This window comes from Bradyrhizobium sp. MI1.4 (assembly GCF_055811315.1).
In genome coordinates this window covers 160,715-177,664 of sequence record NZ_JBVVPP010000010.1, presented here as the reverse complement: position 1 = coordinate 177,664, position 16,950 = coordinate 160,715, and the positions used below count along the sequence as shown (strand labels likewise).

At 64.5% G+C, this 16,950-nt stretch carries 19 protein-coding genes; 12 read left to right on the top strand and 7 right to left on the bottom strand.

Annotated elements, in window-relative coordinates; all coding sequences use genetic code 11:
* The first annotated feature begins 169 nt into the window (after window positions 1-169).
* From AC0L23_RS14795 to AC0L23_RS14775, 5 genes are all read left to right on the top strand, one after another.
* A complete protein-coding gene (locus AC0L23_RS14795; protein ID WP_018455577.1) occupies window positions 170-1,087 on the top strand; it encodes an ABC transporter permease subunit in 918 nt (305 codons plus the stop codon).
* Window positions 1,088-1,098: 11 nt separating this feature from the next.
* Entirely contained in the window at window positions 1,099-2,418 is a 1,320-nt protein-coding gene (livM, locus tag AC0L23_RS14790) for a high-affinity branched-chain amino acid ABC transporter permease LivM (protein WP_018455576.1), read from the top strand.
* Window positions 2,415-3,248 (top strand): ABC transporter ATP-binding protein, encoded by an 834-nt coding sequence (locus AC0L23_RS14785; RefSeq protein WP_018455575.1) that lies wholly within the window; start codon window positions 2,415-2,417, stop codon window positions 3,246-3,248. Before livM ends, AC0L23_RS14785 begins: the two co-directional genes overlap by 4 nt.
* Window positions 3,245-3,985, top strand: a complete 741-nt coding sequence (locus AC0L23_RS14780) for an ABC transporter ATP-binding protein (RefSeq protein ID WP_018455574.1) — start codon at window positions 3,245-3,247, stop codon at window positions 3,983-3,985. The genes AC0L23_RS14785 and AC0L23_RS14780 overlap by 4 nt, the downstream gene beginning before the upstream one ends.
* Window positions 3,986-4,142: 157 nt before the next feature.
* Window positions 4,143-5,261 carry a branched-chain amino acid ABC transporter substrate-binding protein gene (locus tag AC0L23_RS14775; protein ID WP_018455573.1) on the top strand — a complete coding sequence of 373 codons (1,119 nt, stop codon included), beginning with the start codon at window positions 4,143-4,145 and terminating at the stop codon, window positions 5,259-5,261.
* Between the two features lie 81 nt (window positions 5,262-5,342).
* On the opposite strand, the gene AC0L23_RS14770 is transcribed toward AC0L23_RS14775, so the two are convergent.
* Entirely contained in the window at window positions 5,343-5,729 is a 387-nt protein-coding gene (locus tag AC0L23_RS14770) for a response regulator (protein WP_018455572.1), read from the bottom strand.
* A 240-nt stretch (window positions 5,730-5,969) separates the two neighbouring features.
* Between AC0L23_RS14770 and AC0L23_RS14765 the strand changes: the two genes are divergently transcribed.
* From AC0L23_RS14765 to AC0L23_RS14755, 3 genes are read left to right on the top strand one after another with little or no spacing between them, the layout of a single operon-like run.
* Window positions 5,970-8,780, top strand: coding sequence for a PAS domain S-box protein (locus AC0L23_RS14765; RefSeq protein WP_473357075.1), 2,811 nt, complete (start codon window positions 5,970-5,972; stop codon window positions 8,778-8,780).
* A 58-nt stretch (window positions 8,781-8,838) separates the two neighbouring features.
* Window positions 8,839-9,834 carry a P1 family peptidase gene (locus AC0L23_RS14760; RefSeq protein ID WP_473357074.1) on the top strand — a complete coding sequence of 332 codons (996 nt, stop codon included), beginning with the start codon at window positions 8,839-8,841 and terminating at the stop codon, window positions 9,832-9,834.
* A gap of 49 nt (window positions 9,835-9,883) precedes the next feature.
* On the top strand, window positions 9,884-10,096 hold the full coding sequence (locus tag AC0L23_RS14755) for a KTSC domain-containing protein (protein WP_085351054.1): 213 nt from the start codon (window positions 9,884-9,886) through the stop codon (window positions 10,094-10,096).
* Window positions 10,097-10,108: 12 nt separating this feature from the next.
* Here AC0L23_RS14755 and AC0L23_RS14750 read toward each other — a convergent pair whose 3' ends face one another.
* Entirely contained in the window at window positions 10,109-10,903 is a 795-nt protein-coding gene (locus tag AC0L23_RS14750; RefSeq protein WP_085385053.1) for an EF-hand domain-containing protein, read from the bottom strand.
* Between the two features lie 250 nt (window positions 10,904-11,153).
* Here AC0L23_RS14750 and rpe point away from each other — a divergent pair, with 250 nt between their 5' ends.
* The 4 genes from rpe to AC0L23_RS14730 all read left to right on the top strand — a co-directional run bounded on the left by rpe (window position 11,154) and on the right by AC0L23_RS14730 (window position 12,539).
* Entirely contained in the window at window positions 11,154-11,855 is a 702-nt protein-coding gene (gene rpe, locus AC0L23_RS14745) for a ribulose-phosphate 3-epimerase (RefSeq protein ID WP_018455567.1), read from the top strand.
* A 149-nt stretch (window positions 11,856-12,004) separates the two neighbouring features.
* Entirely contained in the window at window positions 12,005-12,145 is a 141-nt protein-coding gene (locus AC0L23_RS14740; RefSeq protein WP_162847284.1) for a hypothetical protein, read from the top strand.
* Between the two features lie 4 nt (window positions 12,146-12,149).
* Window positions 12,150-12,326 carry a hypothetical protein gene (locus AC0L23_RS14735; RefSeq protein WP_162847283.1) on the top strand — a complete coding sequence of 59 codons (177 nt, stop codon included), beginning with the start codon at window positions 12,150-12,152 and terminating at the stop codon, window positions 12,324-12,326.
* Window positions 12,327-12,347: 21 nt separating this feature from the next.
* Window positions 12,348-12,539, top strand: a complete 192-nt coding sequence (locus tag AC0L23_RS14730) for a hypothetical protein (RefSeq protein WP_085351052.1) — start codon at window positions 12,348-12,350, stop codon at window positions 12,537-12,539.
* A 24-nt stretch (window positions 12,540-12,563) separates the two neighbouring features.
* Here the strand turns inward: AC0L23_RS14730 and AC0L23_RS14725 are convergent, their stop codons facing one another.
* The 5 genes from AC0L23_RS14725 to AC0L23_RS14705 form a co-directional block, all read right to left on the bottom strand.
* Entirely contained in the window at window positions 12,564-13,988 is a 1,425-nt protein-coding gene (locus AC0L23_RS14725; RefSeq protein ID WP_473357073.1) for a protein kinase domain-containing protein, read from the bottom strand.
* 6 nt (window positions 13,989-13,994) lie between these two features.
* Window positions 13,995-14,735: a metallophosphoesterase family protein gene (locus tag AC0L23_RS14720; RefSeq protein ID WP_085351051.1), complete on the bottom strand. Its 741-nt coding sequence runs from the start codon at window positions 14,733-14,735 to the stop codon at window positions 13,995-13,997.
* Window positions 14,736-14,851: 116 nt separating this feature from the next.
* Window positions 14,852-15,457, bottom strand: coding sequence for a hypothetical protein (locus AC0L23_RS14715; protein WP_018455562.1), 606 nt, complete (start codon window positions 15,455-15,457; stop codon window positions 14,852-14,854).
* Entirely contained in the window at window positions 15,450-16,136 is a 687-nt protein-coding gene (locus AC0L23_RS14710) for a hypothetical protein (protein ID WP_085351050.1), read from the bottom strand. The genes AC0L23_RS14715 and AC0L23_RS14710 overlap by 8 nt, the downstream gene beginning before the upstream one ends.
* On the bottom strand, window positions 16,133-16,903 hold the full coding sequence (locus AC0L23_RS14705; protein ID WP_085351049.1) for a MotA/TolQ/ExbB proton channel family protein: 771 nt from the start codon (window positions 16,901-16,903) through the stop codon (window positions 16,133-16,135). Before AC0L23_RS14705 ends, AC0L23_RS14710 begins: the two co-directional genes overlap by 4 nt.
* Between the last annotated feature and the right edge of the window lie 47 nt (window positions 16,904-16,950).

Below are 16,950 nucleotides of genomic sequence, written 5' to 3'. Positions count from 1 at the left end.
CAAATGATCTCTGTAAAAGCCTTGATGCGGAGGCGAGGCCGGTTGCAGCCGCCAGTTCCCTCCTGTTACAAAACGAGAATGCTTAAGGGCTGCCGGGGCCCGAGAAGAAACCAGCACTCTCTCTCGAAGAGCTCCCTTTGAGCCGCGTCAGATTTGGGTACGGCAGCCTATGGATTATTTCGCCCAGCAGCTCATCAACGGCCTCGTGCTCGGCTCGATCTACGGGCTGATCGCGATCGGCTACACGATGGTCTACGGCATCGTCGGGATGATCAACTTCGCCCATGGCGATGTCTTCATGATCGGCGGCTTCATCGCCCTGATCACCTTCCTTCTCCTGGTCTCGACGGGCCTGACTGCGGTCCCGGTGATCCTTTTGATCGTGATCCTGGTCTCGATGGCGATCACCGCCCTGTATGGCTGGACCATCGAGCGCATCGCCTACCGTCCGCTGCGCCACTCCTTCCGCCTCGCGCCGATGCTGTCGGCGATCGGCATGTCGTTCGTGCTGACCAACTATTCGCAGGTGGCGCAAGGCGCGCGGGTGAAGCCAGTCCCGCCAGTGATCACCGGCGGCTATACGCTGCACGAGAGCGCCGATGGCTTCGTCATCCAGCTCTCCAATATCCAGATCGTGGTGGTCATCACCACCATCGTGCTGCTGGCGATCTTCACCTGGCTGGTGTCGCGCACACGGCTCGGGCGCGACATGCGCGCCTGCGAGCAGGACCAGACCATGGCGGCGCTGCTCGGCGTCAACGTCGACCGCACTATCTCCATGACCTTCGTGATCGGCGCTGCGCTCGCCGCAGTGGCCGGCCTGATGTACCTGCTCTATTACGGCCTGGTCGATTTCTTCATGGGCTTCGTCGCCGGCATCAAGGCGTTCACCGCGGCCGTACTCGGCGGCATCGGCTCGCTGCCCGGCGCCATGCTCGGGGGGCTCGCGATCGGGCTGATCGAGACGTTCTGGTCGGCCTATTTCTCGGTCGAATACAAGGATGTCGCCGCGTTCTCGATCCTGATCGTCGTGCTGATCTTCATGCCGACCGGCCTGCTCGGCCGCCCCGAAGTCGAAAAAGTCTGACGGTCGCGCGCGTGAAAGCTCCCTCGATCAATACGGCCAAAACCGCATCGGGCATCCCCGCTCTCCTGAAGACCGCCTGCGTCAACGCACTGATCGCGCTGGTGCTGTTCTCGCTGATGGTCGGCGTCCGCACCGAAGCCGGTTCCGACGGCCAGCTCACCTATTGGACGCGCTTCGGCGAGGTCGCCTCCCTCGTCGCCGCGGTATTCGGCGGCTCGATCGTGCTCGAGCTGCTCAAGCAATGGATCGGTCCGACCGGCGCCGAGAAGCTGGTGCCGCCGGCGGTGCAGAGCGGAATGTCGTTCCTCGGCCGCTATCTCGCACCGGCGCTTCTGATCTTCACCCTGCTGGTGCCTGTGATCTTCTATGACCAGCGCTACATCCTAGATCTCGCCATCCTCGTGCTCACCTATGTGATGCTGGGCTGGGGGTTGAATGTCGTGGTCGGGCTGGCTGGCCTGCTCGATCTCGGCTATGTCGCCTTCTATGCGGTCGGCGCCTATTCCTACGCGCTGCTTGCGACCAATTTCGGCTGGTCATTCTGGATCTGCCTGCCGCTAGCGGGCGTCCTCGCCGCATTCTGGGGCGTGCTGCTCGGCTTCCCCGTGCTGCGCCTGCGCGGCGACTACCTCGCGATCGTGACGCTCGCCTTCGGCGAGATCATTCGCCTCGTCATCATTAATTGGCAGGATCTGACCGGCGGCCCCAACGGCGTCTCCAGCATTCCCCGCCCCTCTTTCTTCGGCATCCCGCTCGACAACAGCGACAACGGGCTCGCCGCCAGACTCGGCATCGAATATTCTCCGACCCATCGCATCGTCTTCCTGTTCTACCTGATCCTGGCGCTCGCGCTGCTCACCAACTGGGTGACGATCCGGCTGCGCCGCCTGCCGATCGGCCGCGCCTGGGAAGCCCTGCGCGAGGACGAGGTCGCCTGCCGCGCGCTCGGCATCAACACCACGACCACCAAGCTCACGGCATTCGCGACCGGTGCGATGTTCGGCGGCTTTGCCGGCGCGTTCTTTGCGACCCGCCAGGGCTTCATCAGCCCGGAATCCTTCACCTTCCAGGAATCGGCGCTGGTGCTCGCCATCGTCGTGCTTGGCGGCATGGGCTCGCAGCTTGGCGTCGCGCTCGCAGCGCTCGCCATGATCGGCGGTTTCGAACTGTTCCGGAGCCTCGAGAGCTATCGCATGCTGGTGTTCGGCATGGCCATGGTGCTGATCATGATCTGGCGGCCGCGCGGCCTGATCGGCCATCGCGCGCCGACCGTGTACCTGACCAAGGCCCACGCGATCTCATCGGACCTCGTCAAGGAGGGGCACGGATGAGCCGCGACCAGATTCTCGAGGTCGACCGGCTCACCATGCGCTTCGGCGGCATCGTCGCGGTGCAGGACCTGTCGTTTGCTGCCGAGCGGAAGAAGATCACCGCGCTGATCGGACCCAACGGTGCCGGTAAGACGACGGTCTTCAACTGCATCACCGGCTTCTACAAGCCGAGCGGCGGCGCCATCCGCCTCGGCCATGACGACGGCAAGGTGATCGCGCTGGAACGGCTGAACGATTTCCGCATCGCCAAGCAGGCCAAGGTCGCCCGCACCTTCCAGAACATCCGCCTGTTTCCCGGCATGACCGCGCTGGAAAACCTGATGGTGGCGCAGCACAACGCGCTGATGCGCGCCTCCGGCTTCACCTTGCTCGGGCTCATTGGCGCGCCCGTCTACCGCGACGCCGAGAAGCGCGCGATCGATCTCGCCACCGACTGGCTCAAGCGCGTCAATTTGCTCGATCGCGCCGACGATGCTGCCGGTAATTTTGCCTATGGCGACCAGCGACGACTCGAGATCGCACGCGCGATGTGCACCGAGCCCGCGCTCTTGTGCCTGGACGAACCCGCCGCCGGCCTCAATGCGCGCGAGAGCGCCGCCCTGAGCGAGCTGCTGCTGTCGATCCGCAACGAGCTCGGCACCTCGATCCTGCTGATCGAGCACGACATGTCCGTGGTGATGGAGATCTCCGACCATATCGTGGTGATGGACCACGGTGTGAAGATTTCTGAAGGCTCCCCGCGCGAGGTTCGCGACGATCCGAAGGTGATCGCCGCCTATCTCGGCACCGATGAGGAAGAGGCGGCGGCCGTGATGGAGAGCGGGTCGTGACGTCGCCCACTGCCCTGCTCGCGATCCACGGCCTTCGCGCTGCCTACGGCAAGATCGAGGCGCTGAAGGGCGTTGACCTCGAGATCAATGCCGGCGAGATCGTGGCGCTGATCGGCGCCAACGGCGCCGGCAAATCGACGCTGATGATGACGATCTTCGGCAAGCCCCGCGCCCGCGCCGGCCAGATCCTGTACGAAGGCCGCGACATCACCGAAGTGCCCACCCACGAGATCGCGCATTTGCGCATCGCGCAATCGCCGGAAGGCCGCCGCATCTTCCCGCGCATGAGCGTGGCGGAAAATCTCCAGATGGGGGCGGACGCCACCGAATGCACCGACGCCGAACGCGAGGTGACGCTACAACGCGTGTTCACGCTGTTTCCGCGGCTGAAGGAACGCTACGGCCAGCGCGGGGGAACCCTGTCTGGCGGCGAGCAGCAGATGCTGGCCATCGGCCGCGCTTTGATGAGCCGCCCTCGCCTGCTCCTGCTTGATGAGCCCTCGCTCGGTCTGGCGCCGCTGATCGCGCGCCAGATTTTCGATGCGATCCGCACTCTGAACCGGCAGGACGGCCTGACCGTGCTGATCGTCGAGCAGAACGCCAACCACGCGCTCAAGCTCGCCCATCGCGGCTATGTCATGGTCAATGGCCTGATCACCCTGGCCGGGACCGGTGCCGAGTTGTTGCAGCGCCCCGAGATTCGCGCCGCCTACCTGGAAGGCGGCCGGCACGGCTGAGGCCGCCCAAGGCGAACCCGTGCGGCCGAATTTGGCGATATCTCTGCCAATGCCCGTATTTTGCCGGTGACTTCTCCTCGAATTCATTCAAGAATGGCGCCGGTTTGAACCGGGCATGCCCGGTAACTTCCACAGGCGACCACCCTCGAGGTATCTCATGAAATCACTGAAGCTCATCGGTCTGGCATTCGGCGCATCGATCGCGCTGTCGAGCGCGGCATTCGCGCAGGATGTCACCGTCGCAGTCGCAGGTCCGATGACCGGCGGCGAGTCCGCCTTCGGCCGCCAGATGAAGAACGGCGCCGAGATGGCCGTAGCCGATATCAACGCCGCCGGCGGCGTCAACGGCAAGAAGCTCGCGTTGTCCGTCGAGGACGACGCCTGCGATCCGAAACAGGCGCGCTCGATCGCCGAGAAGATCGCCGGCGCGAAAATTCCGTTCGTGGCCGGGCATTATTGCTCGTCCTCGTCGATCCCCGCGTCGGAAGCCTATGCCGACGGCAACGTGCTCCAGATTACTCCCGCCTCCACCAATCCGAAGTTCACCGATAGCGGACTGTGGAACGTGGCGCGCGTCTGCGGCCGCGACGACCAGCAGGGCCTGGTCGCCGCCCAGTTCATCGCCAAGAACTACAAGGGCAAGAACATCGCCATCCTCAACGACAAGACCACCTACGGCAAGGGTCTTGCGGACGAGACCAAGAAGGCGCTCAACAAGGCCGGCGTCACCGAGAAGATGTACGAGTCCTACAACAAGGGCGACAAGGACTTCAACGCGATCGTCTCGCGGCTGAAGCGCGACAACATCGATCTCGTCTATGTCGGGGGCTACCATCAAGAGAGCGGCCTTCTCCTGCGCCAGATGCGCGACCAGGGCCTGAAGACCGTGCTGATGGCCGGCGACGCACTCGCCGACAAGGAATACGCCTCCATCACCGGCCCGGCCGGCGAAGGCACGCTGTTCACCTTCGGCCCCGATCCGCGCAACAAGCCGACCGCGAAGAAGATCGTCGAAGCCTTCAAGGCCAAGAACATCGACCCCGAGGGCTACACGCTCTACACCTACGCAGCGATGCAGGTCTGGTCGGAGGCGGCCAAGAAGGCCGGCACCACCGACGCCAAGAAGGTCATGGCAGCCATCAAGGCCGGCAAGTGGGATACCGTGATCGGGCCGATCGAGTATGACTCCAAGGGCGATATCAAGCAGCTCGACTACGTCGTCTACAAATGGGACGCCAAGGGCGGCTACGCCGCGATCAGCGGCAACGGCACCTAAGCACGCTTGCCGGGGCCTGAAGGCCTCCTCCAATCACCATCGCGCCCCGGCTCGCCCGGGGCGTTTCTTCCTGCGTTAGGATCAGACTGCTGCTTGTATCGCGCCGTCCACCGCGGCTTGGGCCTTCCTCAGCGCTTGAAGAAGATCGTTCGGCCGAAACGGCTTTTGCAGGCAGACCACGCTGGCGAGGTGGGGCGATTGTTCCATGAAGTCCAGCGCCGTCATCCCCGACACGGCAACGACCGGGAGGCTCGGTGCAAGCTCGCGCAGGGTCGTGATGACCTCGACGCCACTGGTATCGCCGAGGAAAATGTCCACGATTGCCGCGTCGAAGCCGACCTCGGTGAAGGCTTTCACCCCGGCTGCGCCGCTGTCGGCCTCAACGACCTCATAACGGTTGACGCGCAGCACGATCGCGACCATCGCACGGACGTCCTTCTGGTCGTCGATGATGAGAACGCGGGGCATAGGGAACAACTCCCGGATCCTGAAATCAAAATGCCTGGTTCAAACCTGGAACCCGCAGCTGCGGGAGAGCATTATTGCACCATCCAGTAAAGCGCATCTTACCCGATCCCCGGTGCGCGTTCCCCCCAAAATTAAGTAAACTGTAACCTTCGGTTGAGTCGCAGTGGGTTTTGTCATGATGCGTGCCCAGAACCCGCTACCATGGGCAGAAATTGATTGGGCCAAATGAGATTGGCGAAGATGCTCAAAACCGATCTGCGCGAGCTGCACGTGTCTGCGACGACCGATCGAAGCACATTCCTTTCGACGTTGCCGGCTACCCCGAAGGACCGCACCGCAGCATTGGCGATCGTGGGCGTCTCGTCGATCCTGTTCGCAGTGGCCGTGCCCTTCGCGGGTATCTCGCTACTGCCCGTGCCAGCCTTCGTCGCCAGCTATCAATCCGCCCTTGTGGTCGCGGACATTGTCACCGCCGTCCTGCTGTTGTCGCAGTTTGCGGTGCTCAGGACCAGCGCGCTGCTCGTGCTCGCGACGGGCTATCTGTTCACAGCCGCCGCGGCCGTGGTCCATGCCCTCACCTTCCCCGGACTTTTTTCGCCGACCGGGCTGCTGGGGGCCAACCAGCAGACCACGGTCTGGCTCTACATGATCTGGCACGGCGGCTTTCCGCTCTGCGTGCTGGCGTACGCCTGGCTGAAGGAGGCCGACGGCGGCGCCCGGATCACGGGCTCGGCAAGCAAGCCGATCTACGCCAGCGTGGTCGGCGTCGTCACGATCATGATCGTCTTGACCTGGATCGTCACTGCGCAGCACGACCTGCTTCCGGTCCTGCTGCGCGATGGCGGCTACACGCAGATCATGATCGGCGTGGTGTCCTTTGTCTGGTCCTTGAGCTTCGCCGCGCTGGTCTCGCTGTGGTTCCGCCGTCCGCATTCGGTCATCGATGTCTGGCTCATGGTGGTGATGTGCGCATGGCTGTTCGACATCGCGCTGTCGGCGATCGTCAACGTGGCGCGCTTCGATCTCGGCTTCTACGCCGGCCGTGTCTACGGCCTCTGCGCGGCGACCTTCGTGCTCGCGGTGCTCCTGATCGAAAATGTCCGCCTCCAGGCGCATACGCTGGGTCTCGTCGGCAGGCTGCGCCAGCAGTCGGCATTGGATCGCGACTATTATGGCAAGCGCCTTGCCCTGTACGGCGCCGTCGTCGAATCCGCCAATGATGCCATCATCACGAAGACGCTCGACGGTGTCATCACGGGCTGGAACAAGGCCGCCGAACATCTGTTCGGCTATGCCGCCGCGGAGGCCATCGGGCAGCCGATCGACATCATCGTCCCGGAGGACCGCAAGGCCGAGGTCAGGGGTATCCTGAACCGGGTCGGCGGCAACGAAACGATCGCACAGCACGAGACGGTCCGGATCCGAAAGGACGGCCGGCGGGTCGACGTCGTCCTCAATGTTTCTCCGCTGAAATCAGCCAACGGACAGATCATCGGCGCTTCCAAGATCGCCCACGACATCACGGAAGAGAAGCAGGCACGAGAAAAACTGCGCCGCGAGGTCGAGGAGCGGCAGCGGATCTTCGAGACCTCACAGGATCTGATCCTGGTCACCGACGGTTTTGGCAATTTCATCCAGGTCAGCCCGAGCGTGAAGACCATTCTCGGCTTGAATCCGGAAGACATGATCGGGCACAGCGCCACCGAGTTCATTCATCCCGATGACCTCCAGAAGACGCGCGACGAGATGCGCGCGGCGCGGCGTGGCGCGGTCAAGCGCAGCTTCGAGGCGCGCTACTACCACTACGACGGTCACGAGGTCACGCTGAACTGGATGGGCACCTGGTCCGAGCCGATCAAGCGCCATTTCTTCATCGGCCGCGACCTCACCGAGAAGCAGGCGGCCGAGGCGCAGTTCAGGCACGTCCAGAAGATGGATTCGATTGGTCAATTGACCGGCGGTGTCGCGCACGACTTCAACAATGTGCTGACCGTCATCACCGGCACGATCGGAATTTTGGCGGACGCGGTCGCTGACCGTCCCGAGCTCGCCGCCATCACCAAGCTGATCGACGACGCCGCCGAGCGCGGCGCGCAACTGACCAAGCATCTGCTCGCGTTCGCCCGCAAGCAGCCGCTCCAACCACGCGAAATCGACGTCAACGCATTGACGCTCGAGGCCGCAAAGCTCCTGCATCCCACGCTCGGCGAGCAGATCACCATCATGCCGCAACTCACCGAGGATGCGTGGCCGGCACTGATCGACCCGGGCCAGCTTTCCACCGCGATCCTCAACCTCGCGCTGAACGCGCGCGATGCGATGCCCGACGGCGGCACGCTGGTGCTGGAGACGCGCAACATCTTCCTCGACGACGGCTATGCCAGCATGAATCCCGACGTGGTGGCCGGCAATTACGTCATGATCGCCGTCAGCGACACCGGCTCCGGAATCCCGCCGGAGTTGATGGACCGGGTGTTCGATCCCTTCTTCACCACGAAGGAGGTCGGCAAGGGCACCGGCCTCGGGCTCAGCATGGTGTTCGGCTTCGTCAAGCAGTCCGGCGGACACATCAAGATCTACAGCGAGGAAGGCCACGGCACGAGCGTGAAGATTTACCTGCCGCGCTCGAGCGGCGTGCAGGAGACCGAATTCGAGGCGCTGCAGAACGCGCCGGTCACCGGCGGCCACGAAAAGATCCTGATCGTCGAGGACGACGCGCTGGTGCGCCAATATGTCGTGACCCAGATCAAGAGCCTCGGCTATACCGCCCTCGAAGCCGCCAACGCGGCCGAGGCCCTCGTCATCATCGACGCCGACAAGGACATCGACCTGCTATTCACGGACGTCATCATGCCCGGCAACATGAACGGCCGCCAGCTCGCCGACGAGGCGGCTCGCCGCCGCCCCGACCTGAAGACGCTGTTCACCTCGGGCTACACCGAGAACGCCATCGTCCATCACGGGCGGCTCGATTCCGGCGTGCTGCTGCTGGCAAAGCCCTACCGTAAGTCCGAGCTCGCCAAGATGCTGAGGACCGCGCTCGCCGGTTGAGCCTGCGGCATCCCTGCGATATCGCTGAAGCGAGCGCCTTTCAGCCTGCGGAGCCGCCTTGAAAAACCTTCTCACCGATATCGCCGGCGTCCGCGTCGGCCATGCCGAGGATGCGACAATCGCCACTGGCACGACTGCGATCATCTTCGACGCCCCCGCGGTTGCGGCCATCGATGTTCGCGGCGGCGGACCCGGCACGCGCGAAGACGCGTTGCTCGACCTCGCCAGCACCGTCGATCGCGTTGACGCCGTCGCGCTGTCCGGCGGCTCCGCCTTTGGAATCGACGCCGGCGGCGGCATCCAGGCCTGGCTCGCCGAACAAGGCCGCGGCTTGCGGATTCGCGAGGCGGTGATTCCGATCGTGCCTGGCGCAATCGTTTTCGACTTGCTCAACGGCGGCGACAAGGCCTGGGGACGCTTCGCGCCCTATCGCGATCTCGGCTACGCCGCCGCGTTGGCCGCCAGCGACGATTTCGCACTGGGCAGCGTCGGCGCCGGCCTCGGTGCCACCACCGCGACCTTCAAGGGTGGACTGGGGTCGGCCTCCGCGGTCCTGGCCAATGGTATCAAGGTCGCCGCGATCATGGTCGTCAACGCGGTCGGCAGCACAACCGTTGGCGAAGGGCCTTGGTTCTGGGCTGCGCCCTTCGAGGAGAACGGCGAGTTCGGCGGGCGCGGCCTGCCGTCCACGTTCACACCGGACATGCTGGCGATGCGCATCAAGGGCGGACCCGCCGCGAACGCGCGCGAGAACACCACGATCGGTCTCGTCGTCACCGATGCCACGCTGACCAAACCCCAGGCCAAGCGGCTTGCGATGATCGCGCATACCGGGTTCGCCCGTGCGATCTATCCAGTGCATGCCCCGACCGACGGCGACGTGCTGTTCGCCGCCGCAACGGGCGAGAAGCCGATCGAGCCGCTGGTCGGCCTTACCGAGCTCGGAACGATCGCCGCCAACGTGGTCGCACGCGCCATCGCTCGCGGCGTCTACAATGCGACGGCCCTGTCCTTTGCCGGCGCAATGCCGGCGTGGAAGGACCGGTTCGGATAGAAACGAAACGGCTGACACGGCGTTACCCTGGCCGACAAGGTGCACAACCATGCCGTCTTCCGTGATCCGCTTTTTCCGCTACGCCCCCGATAGGCGCGAGCTGACGGTGACTTTCGTCAGCGGACGCGTCTATGTCTACGCGGACGTTCCGCCCGAGGTCGCCGCCGCGCTCAAGAATGTGCGCTCAAAGGGTACGTTCTTCAACCGCGAAATCCGTGATCGGTATGTCTATCGTGACATCACGCACGAATATGCAGGCTAGCCGTGAGCAAGGTTACACGCTCATCGACATCGATGAACCGACAGCCGCTGAGGCGCCTTGTCCCTGCCCGCCCTGCCGCTGCATCAACTGCGCGAACAGATCGTACGCCGAATTACGGGAGCTGGAGGCGCCCGGGACCGTCGTCGACATCTTGAAGCCGTCGGCATAGGTGACAGTGGTGGTGGTCGAACCGTCGGCGCCGGTCGTCGAGGTCGAGGTCGAGCCGCCGCTGGACCGCGAGGAGGAACCCGAACCGCTGCCGGAGGCATCGCCCGCGCCTTGCGCGTGATGGTGACCGTGATGGCCGCCCTTCAGCGCCTTCGACATCTCGTCGAGGCTGACGCTGCCGTCGGTATTCGAATCCAGCTTCGAGAAAACGTCGTCGGCCTGCGCGAGATTGGTGCCGCCGGCGCCGAGCGCATTCTCGAATTCCGACTTGGTGATCTTGCCGTCGCCGTCCCCATCGATCTGCGAGAACAGATCCTTCAAGGCGGCGTCGCGGCGCGTCGAGGAGGAGGACGTCGAACTCGACGAGGTCGAGCTGGCGGCGCTGCCGGTGCTGTCCGAGGATTGGCTCTGCGCAGCGAACAGCGCGTTCATCGTCTCCGGCGAGATCTGCGGGGTCTTGCCCGCATTGACCGACGAGGCCGCGCCGGTCGTGCTGTTGCTGCCGCTCTCGATCGCGAACGGATTGGTCGCAGGCTTTTGCGAGGACCCCGTCTTCTGCGTCGACGAGGACGATTTCGAATTCGTCAGCGATTGGATCGCGTCGAGTGCGCTCGATACGGCCCCAAGAGCAAACAACATTGCACAACTCCAACCGATGCGGCATGCCGCGGCCAATGTTCTGTTCAGGTGAAGTCAGCAAGCGCCGTGCCAGCGCAAAAAGCTCAATGAAATCCGCTTTCACCGCACTTTGCACGGCCCGGAACACCGGCAATTCATGCCGGTCGCGGCAGAAATTTCCGCCCACAGGAAGCACGCCGCCCCTGCATTGCCCGGCTGAGAGGCCCATGTTAGGCGAGTCCATCTTCCACGGCCGCCACGGGAAACCGCCATGACCCAAGCCTTCGCTCCCCGCCCCCTGGCAATCGCGCCCTCGATCCTGGCCTCGGATTTCTCCAGGCTCGGCGAGGAGGTGCGCGCCGTGGACGCCGCTGGAGCCGACTGGATCCATCTCGACGTCATGGACGGGCACTTCGTTCCCAACATCTCGTATGGCCCCGACGTCATTAAGGCGATGCGCCCGCACACCAAGAAGATCTTCGACGCGCATCTGATGATCTCGCCCTGTGACCCCTATCTCGAGGCCTTCGCGAAAGCCGGCTGCGACCACATCACCGTGCATGCCGAGGCCGGTCCCCATCTGCACCGCTCGCTTCAGGCGATCCGCGCACTCGGCAAGAAGGCCGGCGTTTCGCTCAATCCGGGCACGCCGATCAGTGCGCTCGAATACGTCCTGGACCTGGTCGACCTCGTGCTGGTGATGTCGGTCAATCCCGGCTTCGGCGGCCAGGCCTTCATCCCCTCCGCGATCGGCAAGATCCGCGACATCCGCGCCATGACAGCGGGCCGGCCGATCGATATCGAGGTCGATGGCGGCGTCGGGCCCGACGTCGCAGGTCCCCTGGCTGCGGCCGGGGCCAACGCCTTCGTCGCCGGCACGTCCGTGTTCAGGGGCGGCACGCAGGACGCCTATAAGACCAACATCGCCGCAATCCGCAACGCCGCCGCGGGTGCACGCGGCGAGGCGATCTGAGGGCCCGCTCGACTCCGCAGACGTGCGGCCTCTACGGGTGTTGCGGCGCGTAATGCCTAAATTTGCAACTTGATCCGTACTCCTCCGGGCTTCCCTGATTGGCGCAAATCACCGCAAGTGATTCTTGCCTGTTTTCGCGGGAGCACATCATGACGACGACCCTGGTCTGGACTGGCGTGGCGTTGTGGCTTGGTTTTTGTGCGTTTGTTGTGTTTGGTCCATCGGCCGGACCGGTGAAGGTCTCGGTACGCTCGGCCCGCATCGCTCGTCGCGACTGGTATCGGGCCTGACCCCATGCAGATCGCGCTCGTGAAACGTCAGCCGAAGCGCCGGTGCCGCATCCCGCGGCGCCCACATCCTGACCTCGATTTTTTCTTCGGTCGGCTCGAGCGCACCGAAGGCGAGATGCGCGACGACACCGGGCCCGAGATGGACCTGGATCACCCGCTCCGGTCACCGCGCCGGCATTGAATTCTTTTCTGGACCAAGCTCATGAAGCCGCATTGCCCGAACTGCCTCAAGGAAATGACCAAGGCATCCGCGTCGCGTAACCTGTTCAACTGCGAGCCGTGCCGCGAGATCATCCAGTTCTTCGGCGGCAGCGCGGATCACTGCGAGCCCGGCCCGCAATTCTCCTGGCCGATCCGTCGCAAGCGCTCCGTCCACACCGCTCACGCGGCCTGAGCCTCCAGGATCCAGAGCGCGGCCCTATCCGGCCTCCTCGCCCGCATCCGCAGCCATTCGCGGCGGCCGTACCACGGTGACGGTGCAGGCCGCTTCCGAGGCCACCTTGGCCGAGACGCTGCCGAGCAGCGTGCGCCTGAACGAGCCCTGCCGCGCGCCGATGATGACGTGGTCGACGTGGTTGACCTCGCAAAACTCCAGGATGGCCGCCGCGGGATCGACGGCTTCCAGCACGTGAGCCGAGAGCCGGCTCTCATCGAGCTTGAGCGGCGTGGCCCAGTGTCTGAGCGCCACCAACCGGTCGATATGCTTGTTGGAGCCCTGCTCATCCAGCGTCCTGTCAATCGCGATGCGGTTGAGCCTCAGCACGTTGAGACAGGCGAGCCGCGCCGACGGCAGCGTGGCGAGAATACGCCCGGTGGTGACGCGCAACGCTTCGTTCAGCTCGGGGGCGCCTTCCACCGTGTCGAGCGCGACCGCGAGGATCGGGCTTGATGCGATCTGGGCTGCGACATCCGATTTCGCGCGCGGCTGCATGACGCCCTGGTTGAAGCGGCGCCGCCAAGCGACGCTTAACGGGTCGCGCTTCATCCGCTCCGAGCGTGTGGTGAGCCTGATCTGGTCCGGATGGGTCAGATCGAAGGCGAGCTGCGACGCCGTCGGATAGCGCCGCACCGGTTCGATCTCGAGGCACCGCAGCACCACCTCCTGGAGCCAGGGCGGATAATCAGCGCGCAAGCCGCGCGGCGGGTGCGGATCGCGCCAAAGCCGGCGCCGCATCGCACGCAGTGTCTCGCCCTCGCCGAACGGCCGCTCGCCGGTCGTGAAGAAATAGAGCAGCACGCCCAGCGAGAACAGATCGCTGCGCGGATCGTCGCGCACCCCTGACAACCGTTCTGGCGCCATATAGGGCGCGGTGCCGTAAGGCAGGCGGAATTCCTCCTGCAACAGGTCCGGCAGATGGTTGTGATGCGACAGGCCATAGTCGATCAACACCGCCTCGCCGCTCTCGCGGAACATGATGCTGCTCGGCTTGATGTCGTGATGGATCACGTTCTGCCGGTGCAAATCAGCAAGCCCCGTTGCGATCCTGGCGACGAGCTGCCGCGCCTCGTCATACGGCAGCGGCAGGTCGGGCAACCGCTTGTAGAGCGTGGTCCCGGAGATGCGCTCGATCACGACATAGGCCTGGTGGGCGAAATCGCCGGTGCCGAAACAGGAGGGCACGTGCGGACCCGCAAGCCGCGGCAGGATCATCATCTCCATCTCGAAGGAGACGATCGCCGCGGGGTCCTCGCCCTCCGACACCCGCGGAATTTTCATCAGCAGCGGCACGTCGAGGCCGGGACGGGTGACGGTCCACAGCGTCGCCATTCCGCCGGCATGGACGCATTCGCCAATCGTGTAGCCGTCGATCTCTGCGCCCGATTTGACGAGGGGTTTCGGCATCGGCCTCTAACGCCCCTGCGACAGTCGGTCGGCGAGCCAATGCGGCAGGCCGTTCTCGCGGATCCGGTTCGCGGCCGTCTCGACGTCGTAGGGCGCGCGGCAATAGGTGATCTGGCACGAGACCGTGTCGAACAGCGCGAAAGCCGCGGATGGATCGCCATCGCGCGGCTGGCCGACCGAGCCGAGCACCGCAAGCCATTGCCGGCCGCGCAGCAGCGGTACGGAGACGTCAGTCTTGGGCACGAGTCCCGACATCTTCGCCGTCACCGACATCGAATAGATCGCCGGGCGGTGGATGTGGCCGCAGAACGTGACATGAGCCGGCGTCGCGATCAGGCTCTTGGCTGCGTCGGCGGTCGATCGGACATAGTGCCAGCTTCGGGGGCTGGAGGCTTCCGAATGCACGAACAGGCGATCGCCGTCCTCCACCAGCATCGGCAATTCCGCCAGGAACCGCCGCTGCGCGGTGTCGAGCCGGCCGCGGGTCCATTCGATCGCGATTTGCGCCTCGGCATTCATGGTCTCGGCCGAGGAATTCACCGCCTGGTCATGATTGCCGCGCACGGCGACGGCGCCTTGGACAACCAGCTCCATCGCGGTATCCACCACCCATTCCGGATCGGCGCCATAGCCGACGAAGTCGCCAAGCAGGATGAAGCGCTCGGCGCCACGCGCCCGCGCGACTTTCAGGCACGCCTCGAACGCCTGCCGGTTGCCGTGGATATCCGAGAAGACAGCGAGAAGCACGCACCCTCCACCCTCGAACCTTATTGGGAGCCGATAAGGCTAAATTGAGGGAGGTCAAGAACATGCGCCAGCGGCGCGCGGTTTGCCAGCACTGCCCTGTCGCGATGGTGAAGAGCCTATTGCTCGTCCTTCGGCGGCATCCGGGGCGGCGGCAACGGCGTGAACACGGCGCCCTGCGCGCCGGCCGGTGGTGCCAGGAATTCGCCGGTCGAGGAATCGCCTCCGCTCGTCTCCATGATGGTCTTGGGCGTCACATATTCCCGGACCATGTCGATGAGGCTGCCATCGCCGCCGCCGAAATCGGCGGCCCGGCCGCCTTGCGGATGTCCCAGCGCGATCTCGTTCTCCGCCGCATGGGTCTTGTCGGCCAGCCTGTCATTGTAGGGCACACGAAAGGCGCGCGGGATGCCACTCGGCCGATTGTCCTCGTCGAGCTGCTCGACCCAGAGGTAGATCGAGCCGGGATCGCCCTCCAGCGAATGCGGCTCGACGATGCGGGCCTTCAGCAGCTTGAACGAGGCCGGCAGCCGATCGGCGCTGGCCCAGCCGAGCAGCCCGCGCATCTCGGTGAAGCTGACGACATAGAACGCACTGGTCACGACCACCGCGACCGCCTTGAACGACCAATGCAGCCGCGCATAGACCAGAACGACCAGCAGCAGCGCACCGATGACGGCGTAGGCTATCGATAGCGTGAGGATGACCGTTGGCAGGCTAGTCACGGCGCACCCTCACAGCGTTCTTGCTCACGCCGGTGCTCGGGTCGAGATCGGCGCCGTTGCGCCAGCCGCTGCGAAAGGTCTCCAGCAGCGATTTCGGCCGCTGGTCCACATTGACGACCTTGCCTTCGGCGTCGAGCCGGAACCGCACCGCGGTCTTCTCGTCGCCGGTGTGATCGACCGTGAACTTGTTATCGAAGATCACCTGCGCCGTCGGATTGAGTTTTTGCACCTTCACATTGGCCGTCACAGGCTCGCCGGTCGTAGCCACGAAATGTGAGACATTGACGGTGTATTCGCCGGGAACGATGCCCCGCACCGTGACGATCTCTTCGCGGATCGGCGAGGCAATCTTTTTGCCGTTGACCATGATGAAGTCGTTGGCTCCGCCGCGATCGTCGCGGTCGAGCGTGAGGAAGCCGGCCTCGCGGTGGCGATACCAGGCGATATTGCCCACGGGATCCTGCACGAACAGGTCGAGATCGTCGGGATGGCTGTCGGGCCAGTCCAGCGTGATCATGAACTCGGCCTTGGAGTCGATCTTGCCGTCCTTGGCGTCGGGCGAGACCGCGAGCAGCGCGAGGAAGAACAGGAAAGCGATCACCTGGAGCGCCTTGAACAGCATCACGCCCAAGGGATCGAACGGCTCCTCGCGCGGATAGAGACCGAAATCATCCATCATGTCGCGATTCCAGCGCCCTTACGTTCCAGCACCGGCGTCACATAGGTCTCGGTCAGCACCACCGCATCCGAGAACACCTTCTGGGTCGCGGCATCCAGCATGTAATACTGGATGCGGACCAGGATCGAACCGACGAGGCCCGCCAGAGTCGTGTACATCGCGACCGCCATGCCGTCGCTCATTAGTCCCATCGAGGATCGCATCGCGACCTTGTCGGCGGCATCCAGTCCCGCGATCGGCGCCAGCATGATGATGAAGCCGACGATGGTGCCGAGCAGGCCGAGCTTCATCAGCGTATCCGAGACGAAGGCCCCGAAGCCGTTGGAGCCGCGCAGCCGGTCGGCGAGCGTTCGCAGCAATAGCGTCTGGTCGACGGGGCGGTAGTCCTGCGCCGCGGCCTTGGTCACGAGGCTCTCAATGTGGTCCCGCACCAGCCCGCGCGGCAGCGCGGCAGCGCCGACGTCGAGCGCCCTGCCGCCCTCGGGGGCCGCAAGCACCGCGCGGCAGCGCCTTGCCGCCGCGCCCTCGCGGGCAATGGCCCGCGTGCGCAGGAAGCAGTGACCGCAGGTGAGGACATAGAGCAGCGCGATCACGCTGGAAATGTAGGTCCGATCTGAGGTCAGCATCAGGCGGATCAGGCCGAACCGCCACAGCAGCACGACGGCGAAGATCGAAAGCCCGGTGAAGATCATCCAGAACAGGAGCGCACTGCGCTCGGATGGGTCGGCAGCAGGCCCCGCGATCGGCCCAATCGTCATCGAACTCATGCTGCACCGCTCCTGGCCGTGAATTCCGCCCATTAGATCAAAGCCGC